Origin of the sequence: Paenibacillus pedocola, assembly GCF_031599675.1 — a bacterium.
GTDB classification, from domain to species: domain Bacteria; phylum Bacillota; class Bacilli; order Paenibacillales; family Paenibacillaceae; genus Paenibacillus_AQ; species Paenibacillus_AQ pedocola.
In genome coordinates, this window is sequence record NZ_CP134223.1 from 2,016,414 (window position 1) to 2,039,778 (window position 23,365).

The 23,365-nt window shown below is 52.1% G+C and carries 13 protein-coding genes and 1 other annotated feature; of the genes, 8 read left to right on the forward strand and 5 right to left on the reverse strand.

The genetic code is table 11. The annotated features are described in order from the left end of the window. The first annotated feature begins 89 nt into the window (after nucleotides 1-89). Nucleotides 90-2,486 (forward strand): type I pullulanase, encoded by a 2,397-nt coding sequence (gene pulA / locus QU597_RS08620; RefSeq protein ID WP_310832264.1) that lies wholly within the window; start codon nucleotides 90-92, stop codon nucleotides 2,484-2,486. A 94-nt stretch (nucleotides 2,487-2,580) separates the two neighbouring features. Here the strand turns inward: pulA and QU597_RS08625 are convergent, their stop codons facing one another. From QU597_RS08625 to QU597_RS08645, 5 genes are all read right to left on the reverse strand, one after another. Then, nucleotides 2,581-4,188 (reverse strand): diguanylate cyclase domain-containing protein, encoded by a 1,608-nt coding sequence (locus QU597_RS08625; protein WP_310832265.1) that lies wholly within the window; start codon nucleotides 4,186-4,188, stop codon nucleotides 2,581-2,583. A 475-nt stretch (nucleotides 4,189-4,663) separates the two neighbouring features. Then, complete coding sequence (locus QU597_RS08630; RefSeq protein ID WP_310832266.1) at nucleotides 4,664-5,836, reverse strand: ABC transporter permease; 1,173 nt, start codon at nucleotides 5,834-5,836, stop codon at nucleotides 4,664-4,666. Next, complete coding sequence (locus QU597_RS08635; RefSeq protein WP_310832268.1) at nucleotides 5,833-6,537, reverse strand: ABC transporter ATP-binding protein; 705 nt, start codon at nucleotides 6,535-6,537, stop codon at nucleotides 5,833-5,835. Before QU597_RS08635 ends, QU597_RS08630 begins: the two co-directional genes overlap by 4 nt. Continuing rightward, on the reverse strand, nucleotides 6,534-8,060 hold the full coding sequence (locus QU597_RS08640) for an efflux RND transporter periplasmic adaptor subunit (protein ID WP_310832269.1): 1,527 nt from the start codon (nucleotides 8,058-8,060) through the stop codon (nucleotides 6,534-6,536). The genes QU597_RS08635 and QU597_RS08640 overlap by 4 nt, the downstream gene beginning before the upstream one ends. A 47-nt stretch (nucleotides 8,061-8,107) precedes the next feature. Beyond that, the gene (locus QU597_RS08645) at nucleotides 8,108-10,690 is read right to left on the reverse strand and encodes a hypothetical protein (protein ID WP_310832270.1); all 2,583 of its coding nucleotides are present in this window, start codon (nucleotides 10,688-10,690) and stop codon (nucleotides 8,108-8,110) included. Nucleotides 10,691-10,959: 269 nt separating this feature from the next. After that, nucleotides 10,960-11,231, forward strand: a binding site (T-box leader). A gap of 59 nt (nucleotides 11,232-11,290) precedes the next feature. Here QU597_RS08645 and pheS point away from each other — a divergent pair. From pheS to xylF, 7 genes are all read left to right on the forward strand, one after another. After that, nucleotides 11,291-12,325: a phenylalanine--tRNA ligase subunit alpha gene (gene pheS, locus QU597_RS08650; protein WP_310832271.1), complete on the forward strand. Its 1,035-nt coding sequence runs from the start codon at nucleotides 11,291-11,293 to the stop codon at nucleotides 12,323-12,325. A gap of 555 nt (nucleotides 12,326-12,880) precedes the next feature. Next, entirely contained in the window at nucleotides 12,881-15,325 is a 2,445-nt protein-coding gene (pheT, locus tag QU597_RS08655) for a phenylalanine--tRNA ligase subunit beta (protein WP_310832272.1), read from the forward strand. 204 nt (nucleotides 15,326-15,529) lie between these two features. Beyond that, nucleotides 15,530-17,842 carry a hypothetical protein gene (locus QU597_RS08660; RefSeq protein ID WP_441295345.1) on the forward strand — a complete coding sequence of 771 codons (2,313 nt, stop codon included), beginning with the start codon at nucleotides 15,530-15,532 and terminating at the stop codon, nucleotides 17,840-17,842. A 123-nt stretch (nucleotides 17,843-17,965) separates the two neighbouring features. Further along, nucleotides 17,966-18,949: a sugar-binding protein gene (locus tag QU597_RS08665; RefSeq protein WP_310832274.1), complete on the forward strand. Its 984-nt coding sequence runs from the start codon at nucleotides 17,966-17,968 to the stop codon at nucleotides 18,947-18,949. After that, nucleotides 18,946-20,379, forward strand: coding sequence for a sensor histidine kinase (locus tag QU597_RS08670; protein ID WP_310832275.1), 1,434 nt, complete (start codon nucleotides 18,946-18,948; stop codon nucleotides 20,377-20,379). The genes QU597_RS08665 and QU597_RS08670 overlap by 4 nt, the downstream gene beginning before the upstream one ends. A 29-nt stretch (nucleotides 20,380-20,408) precedes the next feature. Beyond that, entirely contained in the window at nucleotides 20,409-21,989 is a 1,581-nt protein-coding gene (locus QU597_RS08675; protein WP_310832276.1) for a helix-turn-helix domain-containing protein, read from the forward strand. A 206-nt stretch (nucleotides 21,990-22,195) separates the two neighbouring features. Then, nucleotides 22,196-23,284: a D-xylose ABC transporter substrate-binding protein gene (xylF, locus tag QU597_RS08680; protein WP_310832277.1), complete on the forward strand. Its 1,089-nt coding sequence runs from the start codon at nucleotides 22,196-22,198 to the stop codon at nucleotides 23,282-23,284. The last annotated feature ends 81 nt before the right edge of the window (nucleotides 23,285-23,365 follow it).

A 23,365-nucleotide genomic window follows, 5' to 3' on the forward strand; every position in this document is an offset into this window, starting at 1 on the left:
TTTTTGAATGATGTGGAAATAGTTGGAATTAAGTTAGCAGATCCGTTTTCCGGCGTTTTTCACGGTGAACAGTAGGATGGTGATAATGTATGAGCAGCAATTATATAAATGCAGAGACCGAATTAGAAACCTATGAAGGCAATGACCTTGGATTGACCTATACCGCAGCATACAGCCAGTTCAAAGTATGGGTACCGTCGGCCTTTACCGTATCGCTTGTGTTGTATGAAACCGGAGGGAACGGCAGTGCCAACTCATTCCTTAATAGCAGGGATAGCGGAAGGATCATTCCTATGCAGCGTGAGGCTGGCGGTGTTTGGCAGGCACGGCTTTCCGGTAATCTGAAGGGCAAATATTATATGTACCGCGCCGTATTTGAAGATGGAACGATGCGCGAAGCCGCCGATCCTTATGCAACCGCTGTTTCTGCGAATGGCGTACGTTCAGCGATTGTAGATCTGCGGGATACCGACCCGGCGGCTTGGGACGGGGATAAGTCTCCGCAGCTGCAGCACCCTGCCGATGCTGTAATCTATGAGCTGCATGTGCGGGATTTCTCGGCCCATGAGAGCTCCGGCATGCTGTACAAAGGCAAATTTAAGGCGTTTACCGAAACTGGTCTTACGGACAAGGACGGAAATGCGCTGGGAATAGACCATTTAGCTGAACTCGGAATTACTCATGTGCATTTGCTGCCGGTATTTGATTTTCAGACTGTGGATGAACTGAAGGCTGCCGGTGAGGCCTCCCGTGCGGAGTATCACACGGAGTATAACTGGGGTTATGACCCGCAGCATTATAACGTTCCGGAGGGCTCTTACAGCACGAATCCGAATGATCCGGGGACCCGCATCCGCGAGTTTAAGGAAATGGTGCAGGCGCTGCACAGCAAAGGGATCGCTGTGATTATGGATGTCGTGTATAACCATACCTATTCGGTGGAAAAGGGGCCATTTGAGCCGCTGATCCCTGATTATTTCTACCGGCATGATTATTTAGGCAGATTGTCCAACGGTTCCGGCGTAGGCAATGAAATTGCCACGGAGCGGCCGATGGTCCGCAAATATATCAAGGATTCCCTGGCTTACTGGGCCTCTGAGTATCATATTGACGGGTTCCGCTTCGATCTGATGGGTCTGATAGACAGTGTAACGATCCGCGAGATCACAGAGGAATTACGGCTTAATATCAATCCGAACCTGCTGATTTACGGGGAACCCTGGACAGGCGGAGATTCGCCGCTGGCTGCCAAGACCCTCAAAGGTGTGCAGCGCGGCAAAGGTTATGCTGTATTTAACGATAATTTCCGTTCGGCGATCAAAGGTGACAGTGACGGATGGGGCAAAGGATTTGTAACCGGTGAATACGGCAAGGAAGGTGCGGTGGCATCTGGAATTAAAGGCGCCATCCATGAATTCACCGACTCGCCGGTGGAGACGGTCAATTATGTGACCGCTCATGATAATTTAAATCTCTGGGATAAGGTGCTTGCGTCGCAGGGCTTACGGCAGGCGGCTAATCTGCCGGAGCTGGACAACGGAAGGCTGAGAGGCGGCGGAGACGTTGAAGCGGCAGTCCATGCAGCTAACCCGTATTTCGGTATCGATCAGCACAATATTTTAGGCAATGAGACCGTCCGCCGTTCCTTGCTGGCCAATGGTCTGATTCTGACCTCGCAGGGCATTCCTTTTCTGCATGCCGGTGATGAAATTCTGCGCAGTAAATACGGTGATCATAACAGCTACCGCAGCCCTGATGCCATCAATGCCATACGCTGGGAGAATAAACAGACATTTATGCCTGTCTTCCAGTATTACAAGGGTCTGATTGAGCTGCGCCGCACGCACCCTGCCTTCCGCCTGCATGGACGCCAGGAAATCGAACGCTCGGTGGAATTCCTCCGCTGTGATAGCGGTGTAGTTGCATATCTGCTGAAGGATAATGCGGGCGGTGACGTGTGGAACAACATTGTAGTTATATTTAATGCCAATCCGGAGCCGGTAACGCAGAGTCTTCCTGACGCAGCGGACTGCTGGAACGTAGTAGTAGACCATACCTACGCAGGAACAGAGGCGTTCCGCATCGTTACAGGTCATGAAGTGCAGCTGGAAGGGCTGTCCATGATGGTGCTGTATGATGGATACGGTGAGCCCGCACCAAGAGCCAAGATCATTGAGGTACATTATGACCGTCCGGACGGCGATTACAGAGGCTGGAATCTTTGGGTTTGGGGGACAGGTATCCAGGATGGTCAATGTGATTTCCGGCAAATGGAGAATGGACGCGCAGTAGCAAGGATTGAGGTGGTTCCGGGTACGGAATCAGTCGGCTATATTTTGCGGCTTAATGATTGGGAAGAGAAGGAAGCTGGCGGTGACCGGTTCATTGATTGCTCCGGCAGCGAAGAGCTGATTAAGGTTCTGGTGAAGGACCGGGAGCAGCTGGATGGCGGCGATGCGGATGGACCGCTGCAGCTGACCAGTTAAGGTTGAAGTTGAAGCAACAAAAGTAAGAGGCTGTGCTCTCCCTTAAAGGGTGACACAGCCTCTTTTCATATATAGGGTTGGTATTTTTTGTATTTTATTTTTTGGATTGATCCGAAAATTCCTCATCTACCTGCTCATTGTACATATTGGCCTCGTTACCGCCGTGATTCTTGGAGCGGTACATCGCCAGGTCGGCTGCCCGCAGCAGTTCATTGATGCTGTTTCCATGCTGGGGATAAAGGGCTACTCCGATGCTGGCCGAGGTGTGGAAGCTGGAGCCTTTGTTGACGGACCAGGTCTTGTTGAACAACTGCAGCAGCCGTTCCAGTATCTCATTCAGCATCTCCGTACTTGTGAACCGGTGAAGCACCACTGCAAATTCGTCGCCGCCTATACGGAAGGCCTGACCGGAGCCCTTAACGGTCTGCTGAAGTTCACGGGAGAGCAGCTGCAGGAATTCATCGCCGGCCAAGTGGCCAAGAGTGTCGTTCAGCTGCTTGAACCGGTCGCAATCGAGCAGCGCCAGTGCAATATCCTGTCTGCGTTCCTCCGGCTGATTAATGAGATTCTCCATATACATTTTAAAGTGAGCCCGGTTCGGAATAGCTGTTAGATGGTCATAGAAGGCCAGCTTGTGCAGCCGCTCTTCATATTGCTTACGCTGTGTAATCTCGCGGGAAATGAGCATGAACTGGGCCGGGAACACTTTGTTGCCGCTGATGGGTGAGACTTTGGTCTCCAGCCATACCCAGTTTCCTTCCGAGGAACGCATACGCAGTTCTGAAATACGTGATGTCCCTTGTACGGCGCTCTTCAGCTTCGCCCAGGTAATCTCCGCTTCACGGATATAATTGGAGAGCGGTGCACCCTTCTCCGGAATATAGCCAAGTACACTTGCATGTGAAGGTGAAGCATACAGGATCAGACCGTTGGGATCGGTCAAAATAATGAAGTCCGACATGGTCTCCCCGATGATCTGGTAGAGCGATTTCTCCTCCAGCATTTCCTTCTGCATCGAAATCAGCCTGCGGCTGAGATATATGATGACCATGATTAGCAGGAACAATAAAAGCGAGTATACGGCGAATAGAGTGCTCTTCTTCTCGCTAAATTCCACGGTGATCTGCTGGGCATACTTATCGATCAGATCCTCCGCCTGGTCCAGATTACTGCGCGTTTCATTCAGCCGGGCATTGATAAGCTCTGCTGAGAATGCCTCCGGGTTCCAATCGCTTTGCACCCGCCGGGAAATAAGCTCCCTGCCGGTTTCTTTCCACTGCTTGAAGGAGCTCTCGAAGTTTACCAGCTTATCGTTTAATTCACTGAGCAGCAGCTCGCTCTGCTTCATTCCCTTATGAGGGTGCTGCAAAGCGTTGATATTGTTGTTCGCCATGTTTAGACGCTGCTTGATTTGTGTGTTATTGTCTTCAAAATCCTGCGCGAACAGACTAAGCTGCTCACCCGAAACATCGGGATTCATCGCCCCATGGAGTGCGACTGCCCCCTGGTAGAGATCCCGGTCAGCATTTAGAATCAGCTCCGAGTTCTGATAAACATCGCTGTATAAAGAATCTGAGAGTCTATTAATCGTTGAATTCAGATACAGTAAGGAGGCGATGCTGATCACTACCAGAAGAATTGAGATAGCAGCAAAGACAAGAATTAATCTGCGTGTGCTTTTAATATCGGATAAACCTGCCACTGTCATCCTCTCCCCGCATCAAACTTTGAGAAACGTCATTGCTGTGTGCAAGAAACATGCGGTACGGATCCACTGCGGAGCTTGGCCCTTCAGGGCTAGAGGAGGGATCATTCAAAAGTTACAGGAAAGCAAAGCTTCCGTTACTATTTACGATTCTGCCCATCTGTCTAGGATTTCCCGCTTGTACTGCTTAGGGTGGAATGGTTATGTCTATGAACAGCCACGTCAACGTTCGAAGGCCGGGATGCTGCGATTTCCGGATATTCCGGGTCAGCATACGCGGCAGAAGGAGGATGTAGACATATCTTACAACATACCTGAAAATTATGTATAAAACCCTGCAAATTATTTATATTCCAGCCCTTAAGTCCTATTACCCAACTTTTCTGTGAACGATACCCCAGACGGCATATAAAAAAATCCGCAAATCTCCAGATTGGAGAATTGCGGATTTCCATTACATTGATCGGATTCGTTATTCGTTCCTAAGCGCGTAAATGGGGCGCATTCTAGCCGCTTTGTTTGCAGGAATCATCCCAAACACTACCCCGATGATCAAAGAGAACGAAAAAGAGATCAGGACCATATTCCAGGATGTCGCCACATTCATTGTGGTGTAATTTCCGACGGCCCAGCTGGCTCCGAGGCCTAAGCCGACGCCGATCAACCCGCCTACACCGCTTAGAACGACAGACTCGATCATAAACTGCATCAGAATGTTCATTTTCTTAGCCCCGATCGCTTTGCGGATCCCGATTTCTCTTGTCCGCTCATTCACGGAGACAATCATAATGTTCATAATGCCTATGCCGCCGACGAACAGGGAGATACCGGCGATTCCACCCAGTGCCAGTGAAAGCGTATTGCTGGTCTCATTCACCGTCTCAAGCATTTCCTGGGAATCAAAAACGGAATACGAATTTTCTGCACCGCTGAACTTGGCATCCAGGGCCGACTCCAGCTTCGTTTTGACATCCTCAACATTGTCATTGGAGGTCGTAGTGATCGTAATAGAGCGGACTCCCTTACTCTGCAGGAAACGTTCAGCAGTAGAGATCGGAATCAGGATTTTCTCATCACTGGAGCCGCCGCTGGTGCTGCCTTTGCTCTCCAGCAAGCCAACAATTTTGAAGCTGGTTCCGTTAAGCTGAACTTTTTCACCGACAGGGCTATCTGTACCAAACAGATCCTCAGCGGTATCCGTACCAATCAGGGCGACCTTCTGACGGTACTCCGTATCAATATCCAGCAGGAAACGTCCGGACTGTACATGGAAATCCTGAACATCCTCATATGCAGGAATGATTCCTTCGACGGATACAGAAACATTCTCAGTCCCATGCTTGGCAGTGACATTGCCGCTGATTACAGGGGAGACGTTCTCAACGCCTTCGATATCTCCAAGCGCCAACGCTTCTTCAAACGTCAGAGAGGTTGTCGCTCCGCGCCCCATAATGTTAACGGTCAATTGGTTAGTACCCAGTGAACTTAACGATTCCGTAATTTGTGAAGTGGTTCCTTGGCCCACAGAGACAAGTGCAATGACAGAAGAAACACCGATAATAATCCCGAGCATGGTCAGGAAAGCTCTTATTTTACTGCTGAGTATGCTCTTAAAGGCCATTTTCATGCTTTGATATAGCATCATGATCTGGCAATCCTCCGATCCTCGACGAGACTACCATCCTGAATGCGGATAATCCGTTTCGCTTGTTCAGCAATTTCAAGATCATGCGTGATCAGAATAATGGTATGTCCCTGTTCGTTCAGTTCCTTGATCATCTGCAGGACTTCTTTCCCGGTTTTGGAGTCAAGGGCGCCGGTAGGTTCATCGGCCAGCAGGATCGGAGGTGTGCCGGCAAGGGCCCGGGCTATGGCTACACGCTGCTGCTGGCCCCCCGACAGCTCCGCTGGACGGTGATCTATTCTTTCTTCGAGGCCGACTCTGATCAGTGCATTGCGGGCAATTTCTCTTCGTTCCCGGTGGGAAATCCCCCGGTAGATCAGGGGGAGCTCCACATTCTCTACCGCAGAAAGCTTTGGCAGCAGGTTGAAGTTCTGAAAGATGAATCCGATTTTTTCATTGCGGATCTGTGCCAGCTTGTTGTCGGACAATTTCCGGATTTCCTGACCGTCCAGATAATAGTCCCCTTCATTAGCAACATCAAGACATCCGAGCATGTTCATCAAGGTGGATTTACCGGAGCCGGAGGGACCGATAATGGCCACGAACTCCCCATACTCAATCGTAAAGCTAAGGCCTTTGAGAATGGTCATTGTCTCTCCGGCCATTACATAGCTGTGAATCATATTCTCAACTTGTATCAGCGGCTGAGGCTTGCTGCTCATTGGCGCCCACCGCCTGCGCCGCCACCGGAAGGCGGTCCGCCGGTAAAGCCGCCGCCGGTGCTGAAGCCGCCGGTGCTGAAGCCGCCCATACCGCCCATACCGCCCATTTGGTTCATCTGAGTCTGAGCGGAAGAGGAGGAGCCTGTGCTGATCACAGTCGGAATGACAACTTCATCACCTTCGGAAAGTCCGCTGACAATTTCGATATTGCTCTCATCATGAATACCGACAGTAACTTCTACTCTCTTCTGGCCGGATGCCGTGCTGGTGCCGCTACGGCCGCCGCTCTGGCCCCCTCCCGGGAACCCGCCGCCAGGCGCACCGCTCGGGAAGGAGCCGCCTCTGGCCTGGCCGCTGCGGCCTTGCCAGCCGCCGGTAGAACCGTCACCCGCAGCCTGTCCGGCTGCGGCATCACCGCTGGTGGCTTTACTGCCCGGAGCCTGCCCACTTGCGGCATCGCCGCTAGGGGCATCACCGCCCGGAGCCTGCCTGCCTGCGGCATCGCCGCTAGGGGCTTCACCGCCCGGAGCTTGCCCGCCTGCAGGAGCCTGAGCTGCTGCGTTATCTGTGCCAGTTGCACTGGTGTCTTCTGCGGTTGAAGGCACGTTAACGTAGTATTTTCCATTGATTTCAGAAACAGCTTCAATAGGTACGGTCAACACATCGTTTTTCTTTTCAATCGTGATGGCCACCTCTGCTGACATTCCGACCAGTACGCCTGTCGAATCATTCAGACCTACAGTAACATCAAAAAGGGAGACACCGTTGGAGGAGGTTCCTTCTTTGGCGATATCGATAACCTTACCTTCAAATTCCTGATCTTCAAGGGCGTCCAGCGTAATTGCAGCCGTCTGCTCAAGCTTGATATTCGGGATATCCAGCTCATCTACTTGGACAGTTACGCTCAGGTTCACATAATCGGTCATTGTAAACAGTTCAGAGCCATTTTGCGCCTGTTCGCCGTCAGTGATATTTACGGCTGTAATTGTACCGTCGATCGGGGCGGTTAACGGATCGGGAGGAAGCATATCCTCTTCAATCGCAGCAATGGAATCCTGTTGGTCAACTATATCGCTTTCCGCTTTTTCAATCGCTGTTTTTGCCGATGCCAGCTCATCTTCTGTAGCATTGTTCATAGCCAGGGTTTTGTAATTCTCCTGTTTATCTTCCAGGGTGGTCTTCAGATTAGCCAATGTTTTTTCGGCTTCTTTCATCTTGTCGCTTAAATCATTTGCCACAAAGGTAATCAGCACATCGCCTTTTTTGACGACATCTCCTTTGGCGACCATAACCTGATCGACTTCTCCGGCCTCTTTGGTACGGATACTTTCAGAATTAATAGCTGAGACGGAGCCTGAGCCCGAAACACTATTTAGAATATTGCCCTTTGCAACAATCGCTGTGTTCAGCGGAGCCGCACTAGCCTCCTTGCTGCTGTCCGGCCACAGCACATAAGTCAAGATACCTGCAACTGCCAAGACAACGATACTTGAAGCGATAATTACTGTTTTCTTCTTTTTCATTCCGATCCTCCATCTTGCTCAATATTAAATTGATATAACCTCAAAAGTTAAGATGCGCTGTCTGTTGCGGTATCGCTGCTGTCTGATTCTGTATCGGTATCTTTGTCATCTGTTGAGGCGGCCGGCTTAGTGACGGTAATGTAATAGATCTGACTGCCCAGCTCAATCCGCTGGCCCTGGAATTCATCGTAGAGCGTCAGGCTGTAACTTCCGCCGCCCAGGGTTTGGAACAGGGAGCTTGCGATCGTGGTTGAGTACTGGCCGTTACTTCCGACAACCAGGTCACTGCCAAGCGTCAGTGTTTTTTCATAGAATTGGCCAAAAGGATCAACGAAGCGCAGAACCAGCTTATGACCGTAAGTGCCGGTCTGATAAGTAGAATCCTGAGTCAGGCTATAATTAAAGGACAGTGTAAGATTGCTGCTGCCTGCGACCATGCTGCCCGCTGAGCTGTTAACCGCAAGGAAGTAAGGGAACATGGAAACCCCGCTTGCCAGATTGGTCTGAGCGGTTACCGTCTTGACATTCAGGGACAGGGCGTTCGTATTCACATATCCGGTTGCTGCCGTTCCGGCCGTAGTCAGCTTGCCGCCTGCCACTCCCTGTCCGATGTACAGCTGAAGAGCGGAGGTATCCACCGTGGATGGAATATTCGCCCAGAAGGTGACCAGTGTTTTGCCCGATGCGCCGGTCGGCAGTTCCGACTGGTTGACGGTGGCTTCAAAAGACTGTCCGTCCGCTGTTCTGAATGTTGCATACAGCCTGGTCAGATTCGTCTGGCGGGTTTCTGTGCTGTTCATTTCCACTTCACTGTATACGGTCTTGGAGCTGCTGCCGGTATACATGGTGGTTAGACGTTCCTGGATGCTTGCTTTTTTGCCGGTTGTCGTGATATTGATGGCTGAGCCTGCCGCAAGCGGGGGAAGGCTCGTTACAGCTCCGTCAGTTGTAGTTAAGGAAAGGAATTGTCCTGATGGTTCCTGCAGAATAATTTTCGTCTGGCTGTAATTCAGAGTGTACGGTACATGGGCCAGCACAGTGACCTGTGCACTTTCCCCCGGAGCAAGGATGGAGACGTCATTGTCGACTACTGCCTGTGAAGAGGAAGTAAGGTCGTTCAGATCCGCCTTCAAAATACCGGTCAGCTTAGGCAGGGTGATCGTTTTGGACGTGCTGTTTCGGATGCTGAGTTTAGCCTGAACCAAGTCCTCATCGCCCCAGGGCAGACGTTGCAGAGACTGCAGGGAGACGGCGAAAGTGCCGTAATTATTAGTTACGCTGCTCTCAGAAGCCACATGAGTATTACCCTCCAGCTTGTAAGGGATTTTGAAATAGGCTACCGGGAGAACGATTTTGCTGGAATCTTCATTGGCGGCTGGAGGAATGACCTGAAGCTGCAGGTTATCCTGGGCTAGCTCAAGCGGTATGCTGGTGCTGAGTTCAATCAGCTTCTCTTCGAGCGGCTTTAGTGTAAGGCTGTTAAAAGCTGTTGTAGTAATCGGGAAGGAATAACCCTCGGCAGATTTGACAGAAAGCTCGTAGGCCGGCAAGGTCACTGCCTTGCTGCCCGTGTTTTTTACCCGGAACTGATATGTCCAGATTCCATTCTCATTCTCGGCGTAGACTGCCGACGATTTCAGCTGCATGTCTACAATATTGCTGTCGATGGAGACCTTCTTGATAGCACCAGCGGCAACGGTAAAGTCAGCATTAACGGCTGCAGGAAGCGAATAGGAGGCTACCGGAAGCGAGAGCTTGAGGCCTTCGTCCAGTTTGGCAGTCTGCAAGGTCATCTTGGTAACGTTCATATAGGCAGGGATTTCAGTCATGAAATACAGCGTCTTTTTCTCCTGCGGCTGAATCTTATATTCTGAGCTGCTCTCATCCAGTGTCAGCGTAAATACCGAACCTCCGGAGGATTTGAGATACATGCTGTAGCCCGGATCGGTAAGCACCTTGGTACCCAGATTCGTCAGGCTGAGTCCTACTTTGGCATAGACCTTGCCGTTATATTTGTAAATTTGCAACGAATTTGCCTGGCTGGTCACGGGAACGCTGTTCAGTTCGATCTTTTTGCTCTCGCCCTGAAGCGCAGACAGTGAATAATTAGCTGGAACTGTGAAGGTCCCGATGCGTTGTTCATAGTTGGCGCTGCTAAAATTCCAGCCGTACATGCTGATTTTTAGCCCTTTTACCGTAGCGGCTTTTCCGATATTAGCGTAGTATGTAATACTCTTTGTTTCTTTACCGGCGATTTTTTTGACCGCGCTGTCTACGGAGACGGGGGTCCCCTTGATTACGCTCCCTCCGGATGTAACCACTTTGGAGAAATAATCGACCAGATTGGCACTGGTGCTTGAGGTATTGGTGTAAGTAAGGGTATAGGTTAGAATGTTTCCGCTGTCCTGGGCGAATACCCCGATATCGCTGAGCTTCACGCTGAGTGATGCCCCGAGATTCATGGAGCTGAGCTTGGCAAGCGTTGAGGTTTCCGTGGCGTAGGCCGCGGCTTTGGCAGCAGTTCCCCCCGATGCAGCCGCATAAGCCGCAGTTCCGGCATATCCCGGGATCTGACTTACGGCAAATGTGCTGAGAAGTAACAGAACATAAGCCTTACTTCGTTTGTGCATGAATTTCCCTCCCTGTTTAAAAACCTCTGCGATCCTAAATCCATCCGGAAAATAAGATAGCCAGGCCTTCCTAATAAGGAAAAATATCAAGCGCTGCTGAACGTTCGCTGAAAAAAAATCCATAAAACCAGGCTGAAACTTAAAGGAAGATTAAAAACAGATAAAATTAGCCTAAATTCTGATCCGCTTGTCAAACTGGCGTTTTTTGCTTATAATATTAAGACATATCTTCTGACACTAATGATGTAAGATATTGAGTTCCCATGATCCGAAATGCATTGATGGAGACGAGTACGCAGTGCCTGGCTTACAGGGAGGAGACGCCGGAGATTGAGAGCGTTTCTAAGAGAGCAGAGCTGCCGAAGTTCACTCCGGAGCAGTTCCCTGAATGTTACACTTAAGTAGGGGAAACCGGCCGCAGACCGTTATTTCTGTTAAAGTGAGACATGTCTTTACCGTACCGTAAGAGGGAATACCACTCTTAAGGGATCCGGTGCAGCCTGTCTAACAAGGGTGGTACCACGGTCTTTTCGTCCCTTACCGGGAGGAAAGGCCTTTTTTTGTTGTACACTACGAAGATTGAAGGGGGCAGTGCATGCCATGAAAGAAAAGCTGGAAGCATTGAAGGTTGAGGCCTTGGCTAAGCTGCAGGAGGTTACCGATCCGCAGGTTCTGAATGATTTACGCGTGAAATACCTGGGCAAAAAAGGCGAGCTGACTGAGGTTCTGCGTGGAATGGGAGGACTCAGCGCAGAGGAGCGCCCGGTGATCGGCCAGGTAGCGAATCTGGTGCGCAGCGCCATTGAAGAGATTATCAGCACGAAGCAGGAGGCCTTCCAGCAGCAGGAGACACTGGGCCGTCTGCAGGCGGAGAAAGTAGACGTTACTCTGCCGGGGCGCGGTTTGCCCCAGGGCGGAATTCATCCCTTAAACCGGGTTGTCCAGGAGATCGAAGATATCTTCATCGGTATGGGCTACAAGGTTGCTGAGGGACCTGAGGTTGAGACGGATTATTATAACTTTGAAGCACTCAATCTGCCGAAGGATCATCCGGCGCGCGACATGCAGGATTCCTTCTACTTAACAGATGATCTGCTAATGCGCACCCAAACCTCACCGGTGCAGGTCCGTACGATGCAGGCGATGAACGGGGAAGTTCCGGTCAAAATCATCTGTCCGGGCAAAGTGTACCGCCGCGATGATGACGATGCGACCCACTCTTTCCAGTTCCATCAGATTGAAGGCCTGGTCATCGGCAGCAATATCCGCATGAGTGACCTCAAAGGCACGCTGAACCAGTTCGTCAAAGAAATGTTCGGACCAAGCACGGGCATCCGTCTTCGTCCCAGCTTCTTCCCGTTCACAGAGCCGAGCGTTGAGGTGGATGTCAGCTGCTTCAAATGCGGCGGCGACGGCTGCCGTCTGTGCAAGCAGAGCGGCTGGCTGGAGATTCTCGGCGCAGGCATGGTGCATCCGAATGTACTGAGAATGGGCGGTTATGATCCGGAGAAATACAGCGGCTTTGCCTTCGGTATGGGCGTGGAGCGGATCGCGATGCTGAAGTACGGAATCGATGATATCCGTTATTTCTACACCAACGATATGGGCTTTGTGAAGCAGTTCAAGGGGATTTAGATTTTTGGCGGGTTAGCGGGCTGGTGTTGAAGGATTTCGGAAGGCACACGGAGTGCCAATTTAACTTTTATGATTTTTACTGTATAGGAATGACCGGAGGGGAATTTTGGAACTGTAGGAGCGCCAGCGTCCGCCTTTGTCTTCGGATTTCGATTGCTATATAGATTGAACTAGAAAATATACGATTAGGAAAAAGTGGCGGAGGAGAATTTTGGAACTGGAGGAGCGTTAGCGTCCGCCTTTGTCTTTCGGATTTCTACCGCTAATAGCGGTTCAAATCAAGAAATCTGAAGACAACAGCGGCCGGAAGTCCAAACATTCTCTGGAGTCACGGCTAATCCTAAAATAGAAAAGCTACTAGTTCAATCTATATAAGCGGTTCAAATCAGGAAATCTGAGGATAACAGCGATCGGAAGTCCAAACATTCCCTGCAGGGAAGGCTGATAGACAGAATTTAAAAGTGAAATTTGCACTGCAGAATTCCACATCCTTCGGGCAGCAAGCTAACCCGGCAGGTAGATAAATACATCTGAAACAAAAGGAAGTGAGCGGACATGAAAGTATCAACCGGATGGCTGACCGATTATATATCTCTAGAGGGAGTAACCGCTGAAGAGCTGGCGGACAAAATCACCACCGCAGGCATCGAGATCGATGGTGTCGAGCGCCGCAACAAAGGACTGTCCGGGATTGTAACCGGATATGTGAAATCGAAAGAAAAACACCCGGATGCCGACAAGCTGAACGTGTGTATCGTAGATGCCGGACAAGGCGAAGACCTGCAGATCGTCTGCGGAGCGAAGAACGTGGCTGCGGGCCAGAAGGTTCCCGTTGCCCTGGTTGGTGCGAAGCTGCCGGGTCTGGAGATCAAGAAAGCTAAGCTGCGCGGCGTCTTATCGCAGGGCATGATCTGTTCGGCCAAAGAGCTGGGTCTAAACGACAAGCTGCTGCCGAAAGAACTCCAGGAAGGTATTCTCGTATTGCCTGAGAACACAGAGGTAGGCCAGGATATCACGAAGGTGCTGGGACTGAATGATGAGATCCTGGAGTTTGACCTGACACCTAACCGTTCCGACTGTCTCAGCATGATCGGTGCGGCTTATGAAGTCAGTGCGATTCTGGGACGCGACCTCAATCTGCCTGACCCGGCTGCGGAACTGGTAGAGGCCGGCGGTACCGCTGCAGACTCGATTTCGGTAAAGATTGAAGATGAAGCCTTCTGCAGCCATTATGCAGTGCGCTATATCTCGGGAGTCAAGCCTGCTCCGTCACCGCTCTGGATTCAGAACCGTCTGATGGCCGCAGGTGTGCGTCCGATCAACAATATCGTGGATATCACAAATTATGTAATGCTTGAATACGGCCAGCCGCTGCATGCGTTTGACGGTGATCAAGTGGAAGGCGGCGTGCTGGGTGTGCGCTTTGCCCGTGAAGGCGAAGTGCTGACTACACTTGACGGCCAGGAGCGCAAGCTGGAGCCGCAAATGCTTGTCATTGCTGACGGCGGGAAGGCTGTGGCCTTGGCGGGAGTTATGGGCGGACTCGCCACAGAAGTAACGGGAGAAACCGTCAATATCGTACTCGAATCGGCCAAATTTGATGGCGGCACCGTCCGCAAGACATCACGCCAGCTGGGTCTGCGTTCTGAAGCTTCGCTGCGGTTCGAGAAGCAGGTGGATCCGAAGGCAGTGATTCCGGCACTCAACCGTGCCGCTGCCCTGATTGCCCGCTATGCCGGCGGTTCCGTACATGAAGGTATTGTGCAGGCAGGCAGCGATGCTGTTCCGGATAAGATTCTGACTTTGTCGCTTGAGAAGCTGAATAATTACCTCGGTACGGAGCTGTCGCTTCTGGAGGTGAAAACCTTGTTCGGACGCCTCCGCTTCAAATGCGGGGATGTGGCTCAAGGCGTTGTAGAGGTGCAGGTACCATCCCGTCGCGGAGATATCAGCTACGATGTGGACCTGATTGAAGAGATCGCCCGCCTGTACGGGTACGACAACATTCCGACAACATTGATTGAAGGAGTTACGACACCGGGTGCACTGACCAGAAAACAATCCGTGCGCCGTGAACTGCGCCGGATGCTCGCACTTGGCGGCTATCAGGAAGTGATGGGCTATTCCTTCATTCAGCCGGAGCAGAGCAAGCTGTTCCCTGCGTTCTCGGAAGGCAGCCTGCCTGTGAAGCTGGCTATGCCGATGAGCGAAGAACGCAGTGTGCTGCGCACCAGCCTGCTGCCGCAGCTGCTGGATATTGCCCTGTATAATACGAACCGCCGGCAGAGTGATCTGGCCCTGTTCGAGATCGGTAATGTATTCTTCACCGATGAAGAGCAGCTTACCCGCCAGCCCCGGGAGCTTCCGGTACTCGGACTGCTGCTGAGCGGAAGCCGGACCGCCAAGCAGTGGAACATGACTGCGGAGCCTGTGGATTTCTTCGACCTCAAAGGCGCACTGGAAAGTGTATTTGCCTACCTGGGACTAACCGGACGTGTGGTCTATGAAGGTGATGCGCCGCAAGACTATCACCCGGGCCGTTCCGCTTCCATCTATCTGCTGGAAGAAGATGGCCGTACACGAATCGGGACGATGGGCCAGCTTCATCCGGAGCTTCAGCGCAAGCTAGATCTGGAGGATACTTACGTAGCTGAGCTGCTGCTGCAGCCGCTGTATGACAGTGCCCGGATCAGCCTGCAGTACAGTGAACTGCAGCGCTTCCCTGGAATGGAACGGGACATCGCTGTTGTCGTAGATTCTGCGGTTCCTGCGGGGAATCTGTTGACTTCGATCCGTGAAAACGGGGGAACGCTGCTGCAGAATGTGCAGGTATTCGACGTCTATACCGGCGGTAAGATGGAAAGCGGGAAGAAAAGCGTGGCCATCTCGCTGCTGTACCGCCATACGGAACATACACTGACCGATGAAGAAGTTTCAGAAGTGCATGAAAAGGTAGTTGCTGCACTTCAGCAAACTTTTGGTGCAGAATTAAGAAAGTAGCAGGAATTGTGCAAAGCCGCAGCGAATCCATTTAGAAACCGAGATTCGCTGCGGCTTTCCTTTTGGGGAAAAGTGCGGGGTTTCCGGTTGAATCGATGGAATGATGTCGTTTGTTTTGCCAAATGTTCAGGAATCACGCTACAATAGAAGCAGAGCAAACAGCTTAGAATCCGCACACATACAAAGGAGGGCACAACTGTGGCTATGGACCGGACCCGTGTCGCCGTGGAGATATATGGAACTTCCTATAAATTAGTCGGAAGCAGCACTGAATATATGAAGCAAGTTGCCCGTTATGTGGACGAGCATATGCATGCCATTTCAAAATCTCATTCCAGACTGGATACACCGCGGATTGCGGTGCTTGCAGCCGTACATATGGCGGAGCAGGCGATTCAGGTTCAGGATTTTAAGAACGAGTTAAATATGCTGACCGGCGAGCGCACAGAATTGCGCGTGGAGGTATCACGCCTGCTTGAAGTGCAGCGTGAGCGGCAGGAAGAATATGAACGGCTAAGCGAATCAGCCAAAGCAGAAGCTGCACGGCTGCTGGCTCAGGCCGAAGAGGAACGCAAGCGTCATTTGGACATCCAGGAGCAGGAGCGCAAAGCTCACGCCGCCCAGCTGCAGGAATCGGAGCAGGCAGCTGCTGCTGCGCGGGAGAAGCTCGCTGAAGAGCTGCAGGCCCGCGAGGCAGAACTGCAGGCACTCCGGGCTGCCTATGAGCAGGAGCAGGCTTCAGGCCGTGAAAGCCACAGGCAGGAGCTGGCAGCGCTTGAAGCTGCCCGTCTGCAGCAGCTGGAGGAACTGAAGGCTGCGCATGCGCAGGAGGTGGAGAATCTCCGCGAATCGCTGCTCCGGGAGAAAACGGAAACGTTATCTCAGCTTGAGCAGGAACTGGCGCAGACCCGGGAAGCTCTCGGAAACGAAGTGGTGGAGGTTCGGACCTCCCTCAGCCAGGAGCTTGCAGAGACGAAGGCTGCGCTTGATAAAGAGTTAAGCGCAGAACGGGAAGCGCTGCAGAAGGAGCAGGCTAAGACCAAGGAGCTCCGGCAGTCCCAGGGCACGCAGGAGCACCGGCATAAGCAGCAGCTCCAGGATCTGGAGAAGCAGCTTGCCGAGCTGCGCGGCGGTACAGGGCAGCTGCAGTCGCGGCTGCGTGCGGCCGAAGCTGGCCTTAAGGGTGAGCGCGATGCCCGGCTGACGCTTCTGTCGCAGTATGAAGCGGTGCTGGGCCGTGAGGAGCAGCTTACAGAGGAACTGCGTGCTGCTGGCGAGCAGGGGACGCTTTTGAATGAGCAGCTGGAAGAACTCCGCCAGCGTTACGATGAGGCACAGAGCGATGCCGCCGGCCTTAGAGATGCACTGCAGGAATCATCTGAACGGCTGAGCCTCACCGGGGAAGAGCTGAACGCTGCTAATGAGCTGAGTGAGCTGCTGAGCGGCGAGCTGGAAGAGCTGCGTCAGCGCTACGAGATTACCCTGAGCGAGACAGCCGAACTCCGCAGGCTGGTGCAGGACAAGGAAGCGCTGATCAGCCAGCTACAAGGCGAGCTGCAGACGGCTACCGAACTGGGAACGCTGCTCCAGGAAGAGCTGGAGGAGCTGCGTCAACGTCTGGAGCAGTCCCAGGCGGAAGCTTCCGCGCTGCGCGGAGGACTTGAAGAAGCGAGATCCGGTTTGAGCCGGGTGCAAGATGAGCTTACCCGCAAGGAAGATGAAGCCCGGAACTGGCAGGAGCTTGCGGACAAGCATATGGAAGATATCAGCGAACTGGAAATGAATCTGCTGGAAGCAGAAGAGAAATCTTCTTCGCTGCAGCGCGAGATCGAAGCCCTGCGCGGGCAGGCAGATGGCATGGTGCAGCAGCTGGACCGCGAAGCTTCCTTGCGTGCAGAAGCTGAGCTGGAATGCACTGCGCAGCGTGAAGAGTCGGCGGAGGCCCGGAAGGAGCTGGCTGCCCTGCGCGGCCGGTACGAGGACTTGATCGCACAATACGATGAGCTTCTGCAGGAGAGTGAACAGCTGCAGGAACGATACGGACTGCTGGAGGCTGAAGGCGAGGAGGCGGCGCGGCGTCTTGAAGAGCTGTACGAAGCTGCCCGTGAAGCCGCGGCTACAGCGGAAGAGCAACGGGAAGCGATCCGGGAAGCACGCGAGGTCGAGGCATCCTGGAAGCACCGGTACGACGAGCTGCAGCGGCGAGAGGCCCAGTGGAACGAGACGGAGGCTGCTCTGCGCGAGGAGATTGAGATCTGGCAGCAGGAAGCCGGAGAAGCAGAGGCGCAGGCTGAGTCTGCAAACCGGGCGCATAGTGAAGTGCAGCAGCAGCTTGGCGAGATCGGAGAAAACTACGAGCTGGCTCAAGGCCAGCTGCGTCTGATACAAGCCCAATTCGAGCTGCGCCAGGGTGAGCTGGATAAGCTTGCTCATGAACATCGTAATCTTCAGGCGGAATATGCCAAGCTGCAGAGTGAATATAATGAATGGATTCAACTGATCGAACAGGATAGTTGAATGGCGGATGCTGTACAGAAACGGGTGCTTCCCTCTAGGGGGGCATCCGTTTTTGATGCAAGGACAAATTGTTATTGCAACCGTTTTCAACCCTTGTTAGGATGTTGAATGAGGTGAATAACAATGGATAAGAAATGGCTTGGTGTTGTCATTGCCCTATTCCTGCTGCTGGCGTATTTTTTTATCGGTTTCGCAGGCCATTCCTCCCGCATGGGGAGTATTGTCAGGGAGCTTAGCGGGCAACCCGGTGATGTGAATCCCGGCTACCATATCGTACTGATTGAACAGGAACGGTATCATCCCTATTGGGAAATGGTCGAGAAGGGTGCTAAAGAAGCCGCTGAGGCATACGGGATAGACATTGAGTTCACCGGCCCGGTCCGCAATAACATGGAGGAGCAGATCAGCCTGCTGGAAAAAGCAATTGCCGCACAGGTGGATGCGATTATTGTACAAGGACTGAATGATGAGAAATTCACGCCAGTGATCGATAAAGCCGTAGACCGCGGTATCCCGGTGATCACAATAGATACCGATGCTCCTGCCAGCAAGCGCCTGGCCTATGTGGGAACCGACAATGCGGCAGCAGGTGAGATTCTGGGACGCATGGTTGTGAAGGCAAGCGGAGGCAAAGGGAAGATCGGGGTGATCATTGGCAGCGATCTGGCCAAAAATCAGCTGCAGCGTCTGAACGGCTTAAGCCATGTTGTGAAGCAATACAGCGGTCTGGAGATTGTGGATGTCCGGAGCTCTAATATATCCCATATGGAGGCGATTCAGCAGGCGGCAGAGATGCTGCAGCTGCATCCGGAAATCGATGTGATGGTCGGCACTAGTTCAACGGATGCGCTGGGAATTCTTCAAGTCTCCAAAAGACTAAAGCGGGAGCCTATGACCATCATAGGCTTTGACAATCAGGCGGATACACTCGCCGCGATCAGTAGAGGAGACATCAAGGCTACCGTGGCGCAGCAGCCTTTTTTGATGGGACAAATGGCTGTAAAGCTGCTGAATGAGCATTTCCAGGGGCGCACGCTGCAGTCGGAATATTTTACCGAGGTTAAGGTGCTGGACAAAAGTAATGTTCAGGAGGGGGAGAGCCTGTGAGTATCCGGCGAAAGCTGCTGATTTGCATTCCCCTGCTTGTACTGCTGATGAGCTCTGTTTCTTTTGTCTTGTTTGAGAGCGGGAAAAATGTGCAGGAGAGCTATCACCTGATGATAAACCGGATTTTATTGTATAAGGAAGTGTCCTCCGAGGTCGGGGAGAATATGCGTTCCTTGAACCGCTTCATCATGCAGGTGGATGCTGACAGCTATCCCGAGGTAGACAAGCATTTGAGCGCTGTGCAGGAGCTGCGGAAGAAGCTTGATGGGATAGAGACGATCGGCGGGAGCGAACTCCCGCTGATGAATTACCGCCACATCATTGACACCTTTCTGGAACAGGCCGGGCAGATGATTGACGAGATAGACGATCAGGACTCCAAAACGCTGGCCGGTGCTTATATTGAGGCGGAGCAGACAGAAGGGTTCATCCGCGAGGAAGCGCAGGAACTGGTTGACCTGGAACTGGAACAGTATAAGCCGATTTATGAGGAGATCATGTCCACGACGGGTAAGCTGAACCAGCTGGGGATTCTGCTGGTGATTACGGCAGCGGTGCTTAGCATATCTATGGCCATCTGGCTGTCCAGCAGCATCACGGGACCGATCCGCCGCCTGGTGGCGACGGCCAAGCAGATCTCGAAGGGCCGGATGGACACTAAAGCGCCCGAGAGTATCAACAACGATGAGATCAGCATTCTATGCCGGGCTTTTAATGGAATGATCGATAATATCCAGCAGCTGATGGAGGAGAATATCAAGAGCGTGGAGAAGGACCGCCTGGTTAAGGAGCTGGAACTGAAAATGCTGCAGAGCCAGATCAATCCTCATTTTCTGTTCAATACGCTGAACTCCATCGCCAAGCTCGCCTATCTGGAAGGAGCGGCTAAAACAAGCGATCTAACCGTATCCGTATCACGTCTGCTCCGTTATAACCTTCAGAAGCTGGACCAGGCGGTACCTCTGCGTGAGGAAGTGGAGCATGTAACGGAATATATCAATATTCAGAAGGCGCGTTTCCGTGACCGGATTACCTTTGTGATGGATATTGACGAACAGGCATTAGGCGGAATGATTCCCTGTCTGACCCTCCAGCCCATTTTCGAGAATGCCTTTGTGCACGGACTGGAGGAAATGGAGGAAGGGGCTGTGCTGTCATTGTCGATCCGGTATGACAGCGGAATTATGGAAATAGGAATCAGCGACAATGGTGCAGGCATGAACCCTGAGACCGTGGCAAGGCTGATGGGTTCGATCCGGGAGGAGGCTCCGCGTTTCAGCGGAAAGGGCCAGTCGACCGGACTTGGTACACATAATGTGTTTAAACGGCTTCATTTATTTTTTGACGGGGAACAGCAGATTGAGATCGACAGCAGCGAAGGCGTAGGGACAGCTGTACTGTTCAGGCTACCTTGCCGGCCATCGGCTTAAGACTTAGGAAGGACGAAAGGAGACTAACCATGTACACTTTGCTGATTGCCGATGATGAGGCGCTGGAACGGGAAGGGCTGGAGCTGATGATTAGGCATCTTTTTCCGGATACCTTTGAGTTTCTGCATGCAGAGAACGGGCGGAGAGCGATACAGCTCGCGGAGGAGCATCGGCCGGATATTGTCTTCATGGATATTAAAATGCCGGGCATACAGGGATTAGAGGCGGTGCGGCAAATACTCCACAAGCTCCCTTCAGCCAAAATTGTGATGATTACCGCCCATGATTATTTCTCCTATGCCAAGGAAGGGCTGCTGCTGGGAGTGAAGGATTATTTGCTGAAACCTGCCAGACGCGAGGAGGTGGCAGATGTGCTGAAGCAGCTGATTGCCGAGATTCAGGAGGAGAAGCGCCGCAGGCATGAGCAGCTTGAGCAGCAGGAAAGGCTTGCCCATCTGCTGCCGTTGGCTGAAAATGAGCTGACACTTATGCTAATGCTGGAATATGTGCAGGAGATTGAGCTTGAACAGCTGGCCGGACTCCTGAACCTGCAATGGAGCAAGGGCTATGCTATGGTACTGTCGTTTCCCCGGCAGGCGAGTGGAGAATGGACGGATTTCCAGCTGGTAAAGCGTGAAATCTATGAGGCGGTCAAACAGCTGGTGAAGTCTGGTCTGGGCTGTCTGGCCGGTCCTTTAATCGGATATCAGATGGCTTTGTTTATCCCCTTGCCGCCGGGCCGCACAGGATACTCCCAGCGGGTTCTTTCCCTCGATTGGGGCGAACGGCTCCGAAGCCTCGCTGAACAGCGTTTTGGACTGCCGTTAAATGTCGGCATCGGCTCTATCAGGGAAGGCTGGGACGGACTGAGCCGTTCCTACCGGGAGGCGGTACGTGTCTGTGCCGACAACAATGACCTTTTCAGCGTGCGCCATTATGATGATATCACCCAAAGCTCGGGTCAGACCGCCATATCTTTGGACGAGGAGAATAAGTTGATTGAGGCTCTGCTGCGGCGGGACAAGCAGGAGGCTATTGAGCGCTTTGTCAAGCTGTATAAAACCTTCGGAGAGGCGGTGGAACGGCCTTTTTCAACTTTACGGGGGGAGGTTATCGGTCTGCTGCTGTTCCTGGCCAGGGCAGTTCAATCCAAGGCTGGAGCTGGGATCATAGCTGATTTGAACGCTGTGGAGGAGCCTCAGTCCCTGAAGCAAGGGGCAGAGCATTGGCTGGAAATGCTGATCGACAGCTTGAATGAAGAACGGGAGTCTAGCCGTTCCCATGTGCACCAGCGGGCCCTGCTCTATATCAACCAGAATTATAAAGAGGACATTTCGATGGAGCAGGCGGCCGAGTATGTGAATCTGAGCCCGCATTATTTCAGTAAATTGTTCAGGCAGCAAGCCGGTGAAACCTTTATCGACTATCTGACACGGCTTAGGATTAATGAGGCGAAGCGGCTGATAGCCGGAGAGGAACTGAGCCTCAAGGGAATCTGCTATGAGGTAGGGTACAAGGATCCGAATTATTTCAGCCGTGTGTTTAAAAAAGCAGTCGGTATTACACCAAGCGAGTTTAGGCAGCAGTATGGGAAGCAAAGTCCTTGCTAATACGGCAAGGATTTTTTTGTGCTGTATCCCCGCTTTTTCCTATGAAAAGAGGCCGGAAGAAACTCATTACAGCTAAGGATAACGGAATGCAGGCGGAAGGTAAAAAAGTGCTGGGAATAGGTGCATCCCCTCCGGAAAATCCATGCTACTATTTTATTTGTAAGCGCAAACAAAAAAGTTGAGTCAGGAAGAGGGGCGAAGAACAAGTGGGAAAATACGGAAGAGTCATTTCAGCAGGATTGACTGCTATAGTGCTGGCAGCTTCCCTGTCAGGCTGCGGATTGGTCTCAAACGGAGATAATCAGCAAGCGGAGAAAACAGCCGGGGCGAAGGACGGGGATAAGATTGTCATCGGCATGTCGATGGATACGCTGAAAGAAGAGCGCTGGCAGAAGGACCGGGATATTTTCACGAAGAAAGTAGAGGAGCTCGGCGGAGAAGTGAAGGTGCTGGCTGCCAACGGAGATGATGCAACCCAATTAAGCCAAGCTGAACAGCTGATTTCTCAAGGCGTGGATGTGCTTGTAGTCATAGCCCACAACGCCGAAGCTACGGCTCCCATTGTGGAAAAAGCCCATAAAGAGGGCATTAAGGTGATCGCTTATGACCGCTTGATCAATAATTCCGAAGTTGATTACTATATTTCTTTTGATAATGTGCGTGTCGGAGAATTTCAGGCTCAAGCTGTGATCGATCAGGCGCCAAAAGGAAATATAGTTTATATCGGGGGGGCGGATACCGACAATAATGCCCACATGTTCAAAGAAGGTGCTATGAACATTCTGAAGCCGCTGGAAGAAAAGGGCGATATTAAAATCGTTTATGACCAGTTCTCCAAGGACTGGAAGCCGGAAGAGGCCCTCAAAAATATGGAAAATGCACTGACTGCGAACAATAACGACATTCAAGGCGTAGTTGCCGCCAACGACGGGACGGCCGGGGGTTCGATCCAGGCGCTGACCGCACAGGGAATGGCCGGAAAAATCCCTGTCTCCGGGCAGGACGCCGACCTTGCCGCTGTACAGCGTATTGCCGAAGGCACACAGCTGATGACCGTGTACAAGCCAATCAACGCCATCGCGACTAAGGCTGCTGAAATGGCGGTTGCAGCTGCCAAAGGCGAGAGCATTTCGACAGAAAAATCAGTTAACAACGGTAAAATTGATGTTCCCTCCATACTGCTGGATCCGATTGCAGTCAACAAGGACAATTTGGATGTGCTGATTAAGGACGGCTTCCATACGCTTGAGGAAGTATACAAAAATGTGCCTAAGGATCAGTGGCCTAAACAATAAGACAGCCTTTGCGGCACAGCGATGCGGAGCCCTTACATGCTCCGCATCGCTGCTGCTTAAGGACCGGAAGGAGGAACGGCA

What these genes read in the sequence shown, in the direction of transcription:
- pulA (WP_310832264.1), top strand. Translation starts at nt 90, where the DNA reads ATGAGCAGCAATTATATAAATGCAGAGACCGAATTAGAAACCTATGAA.
- QU597_RS08630 (WP_310832266.1), bottom strand. Translation starts at nt 5,836, where the DNA reads ATGATGCTATATCAAAGCATGAAAATGGCCTTTAAGAGCATACTCAGC.
- QU597_RS08635 (WP_310832268.1), bottom strand. Translation starts at nt 6,537, where the DNA reads ATGAGCAGCAAGCCTCAGCCGCTGATACAAGTTGAGAATATGATTCAC.
- QU597_RS08640 (WP_310832269.1), bottom strand. Translation starts at nt 8,060, where the DNA reads ATGAAAAAGAAGAAAACAGTAATTATCGCTTCAAGTATCGTTGTCTTG.
- QU597_RS08645 (WP_310832270.1), bottom strand. Translation starts at nt 10,690, where the DNA reads ATGCACAAACGAAGTAAGGCTTATGTTCTGTTACTTCTCAGCACATTT.
- pheS (WP_310832271.1), top strand. Translation starts at nt 11,291, where the DNA reads ATGAAAGAAAAGCTGGAAGCATTGAAGGTTGAGGCCTTGGCTAAGCTG.
- pheT (WP_310832272.1), top strand. Translation starts at nt 12,881, where the DNA reads ATGAAAGTATCAACCGGATGGCTGACCGATTATATATCTCTAGAGGGA.
- QU597_RS08660 (WP_441295345.1), top strand. Translation starts at nt 15,530, where the DNA reads ATGGACCGGACCCGTGTCGCCGTGGAGATATATGGAACTTCCTATAAA.
- QU597_RS08665 (WP_310832274.1), top strand. Translation starts at nt 17,966, where the DNA reads ATGGATAAGAAATGGCTTGGTGTTGTCATTGCCCTATTCCTGCTGCTG.
- QU597_RS08675 (WP_310832276.1), top strand. Translation starts at nt 20,409, where the DNA reads ATGTACACTTTGCTGATTGCCGATGATGAGGCGCTGGAACGGGAAGGG.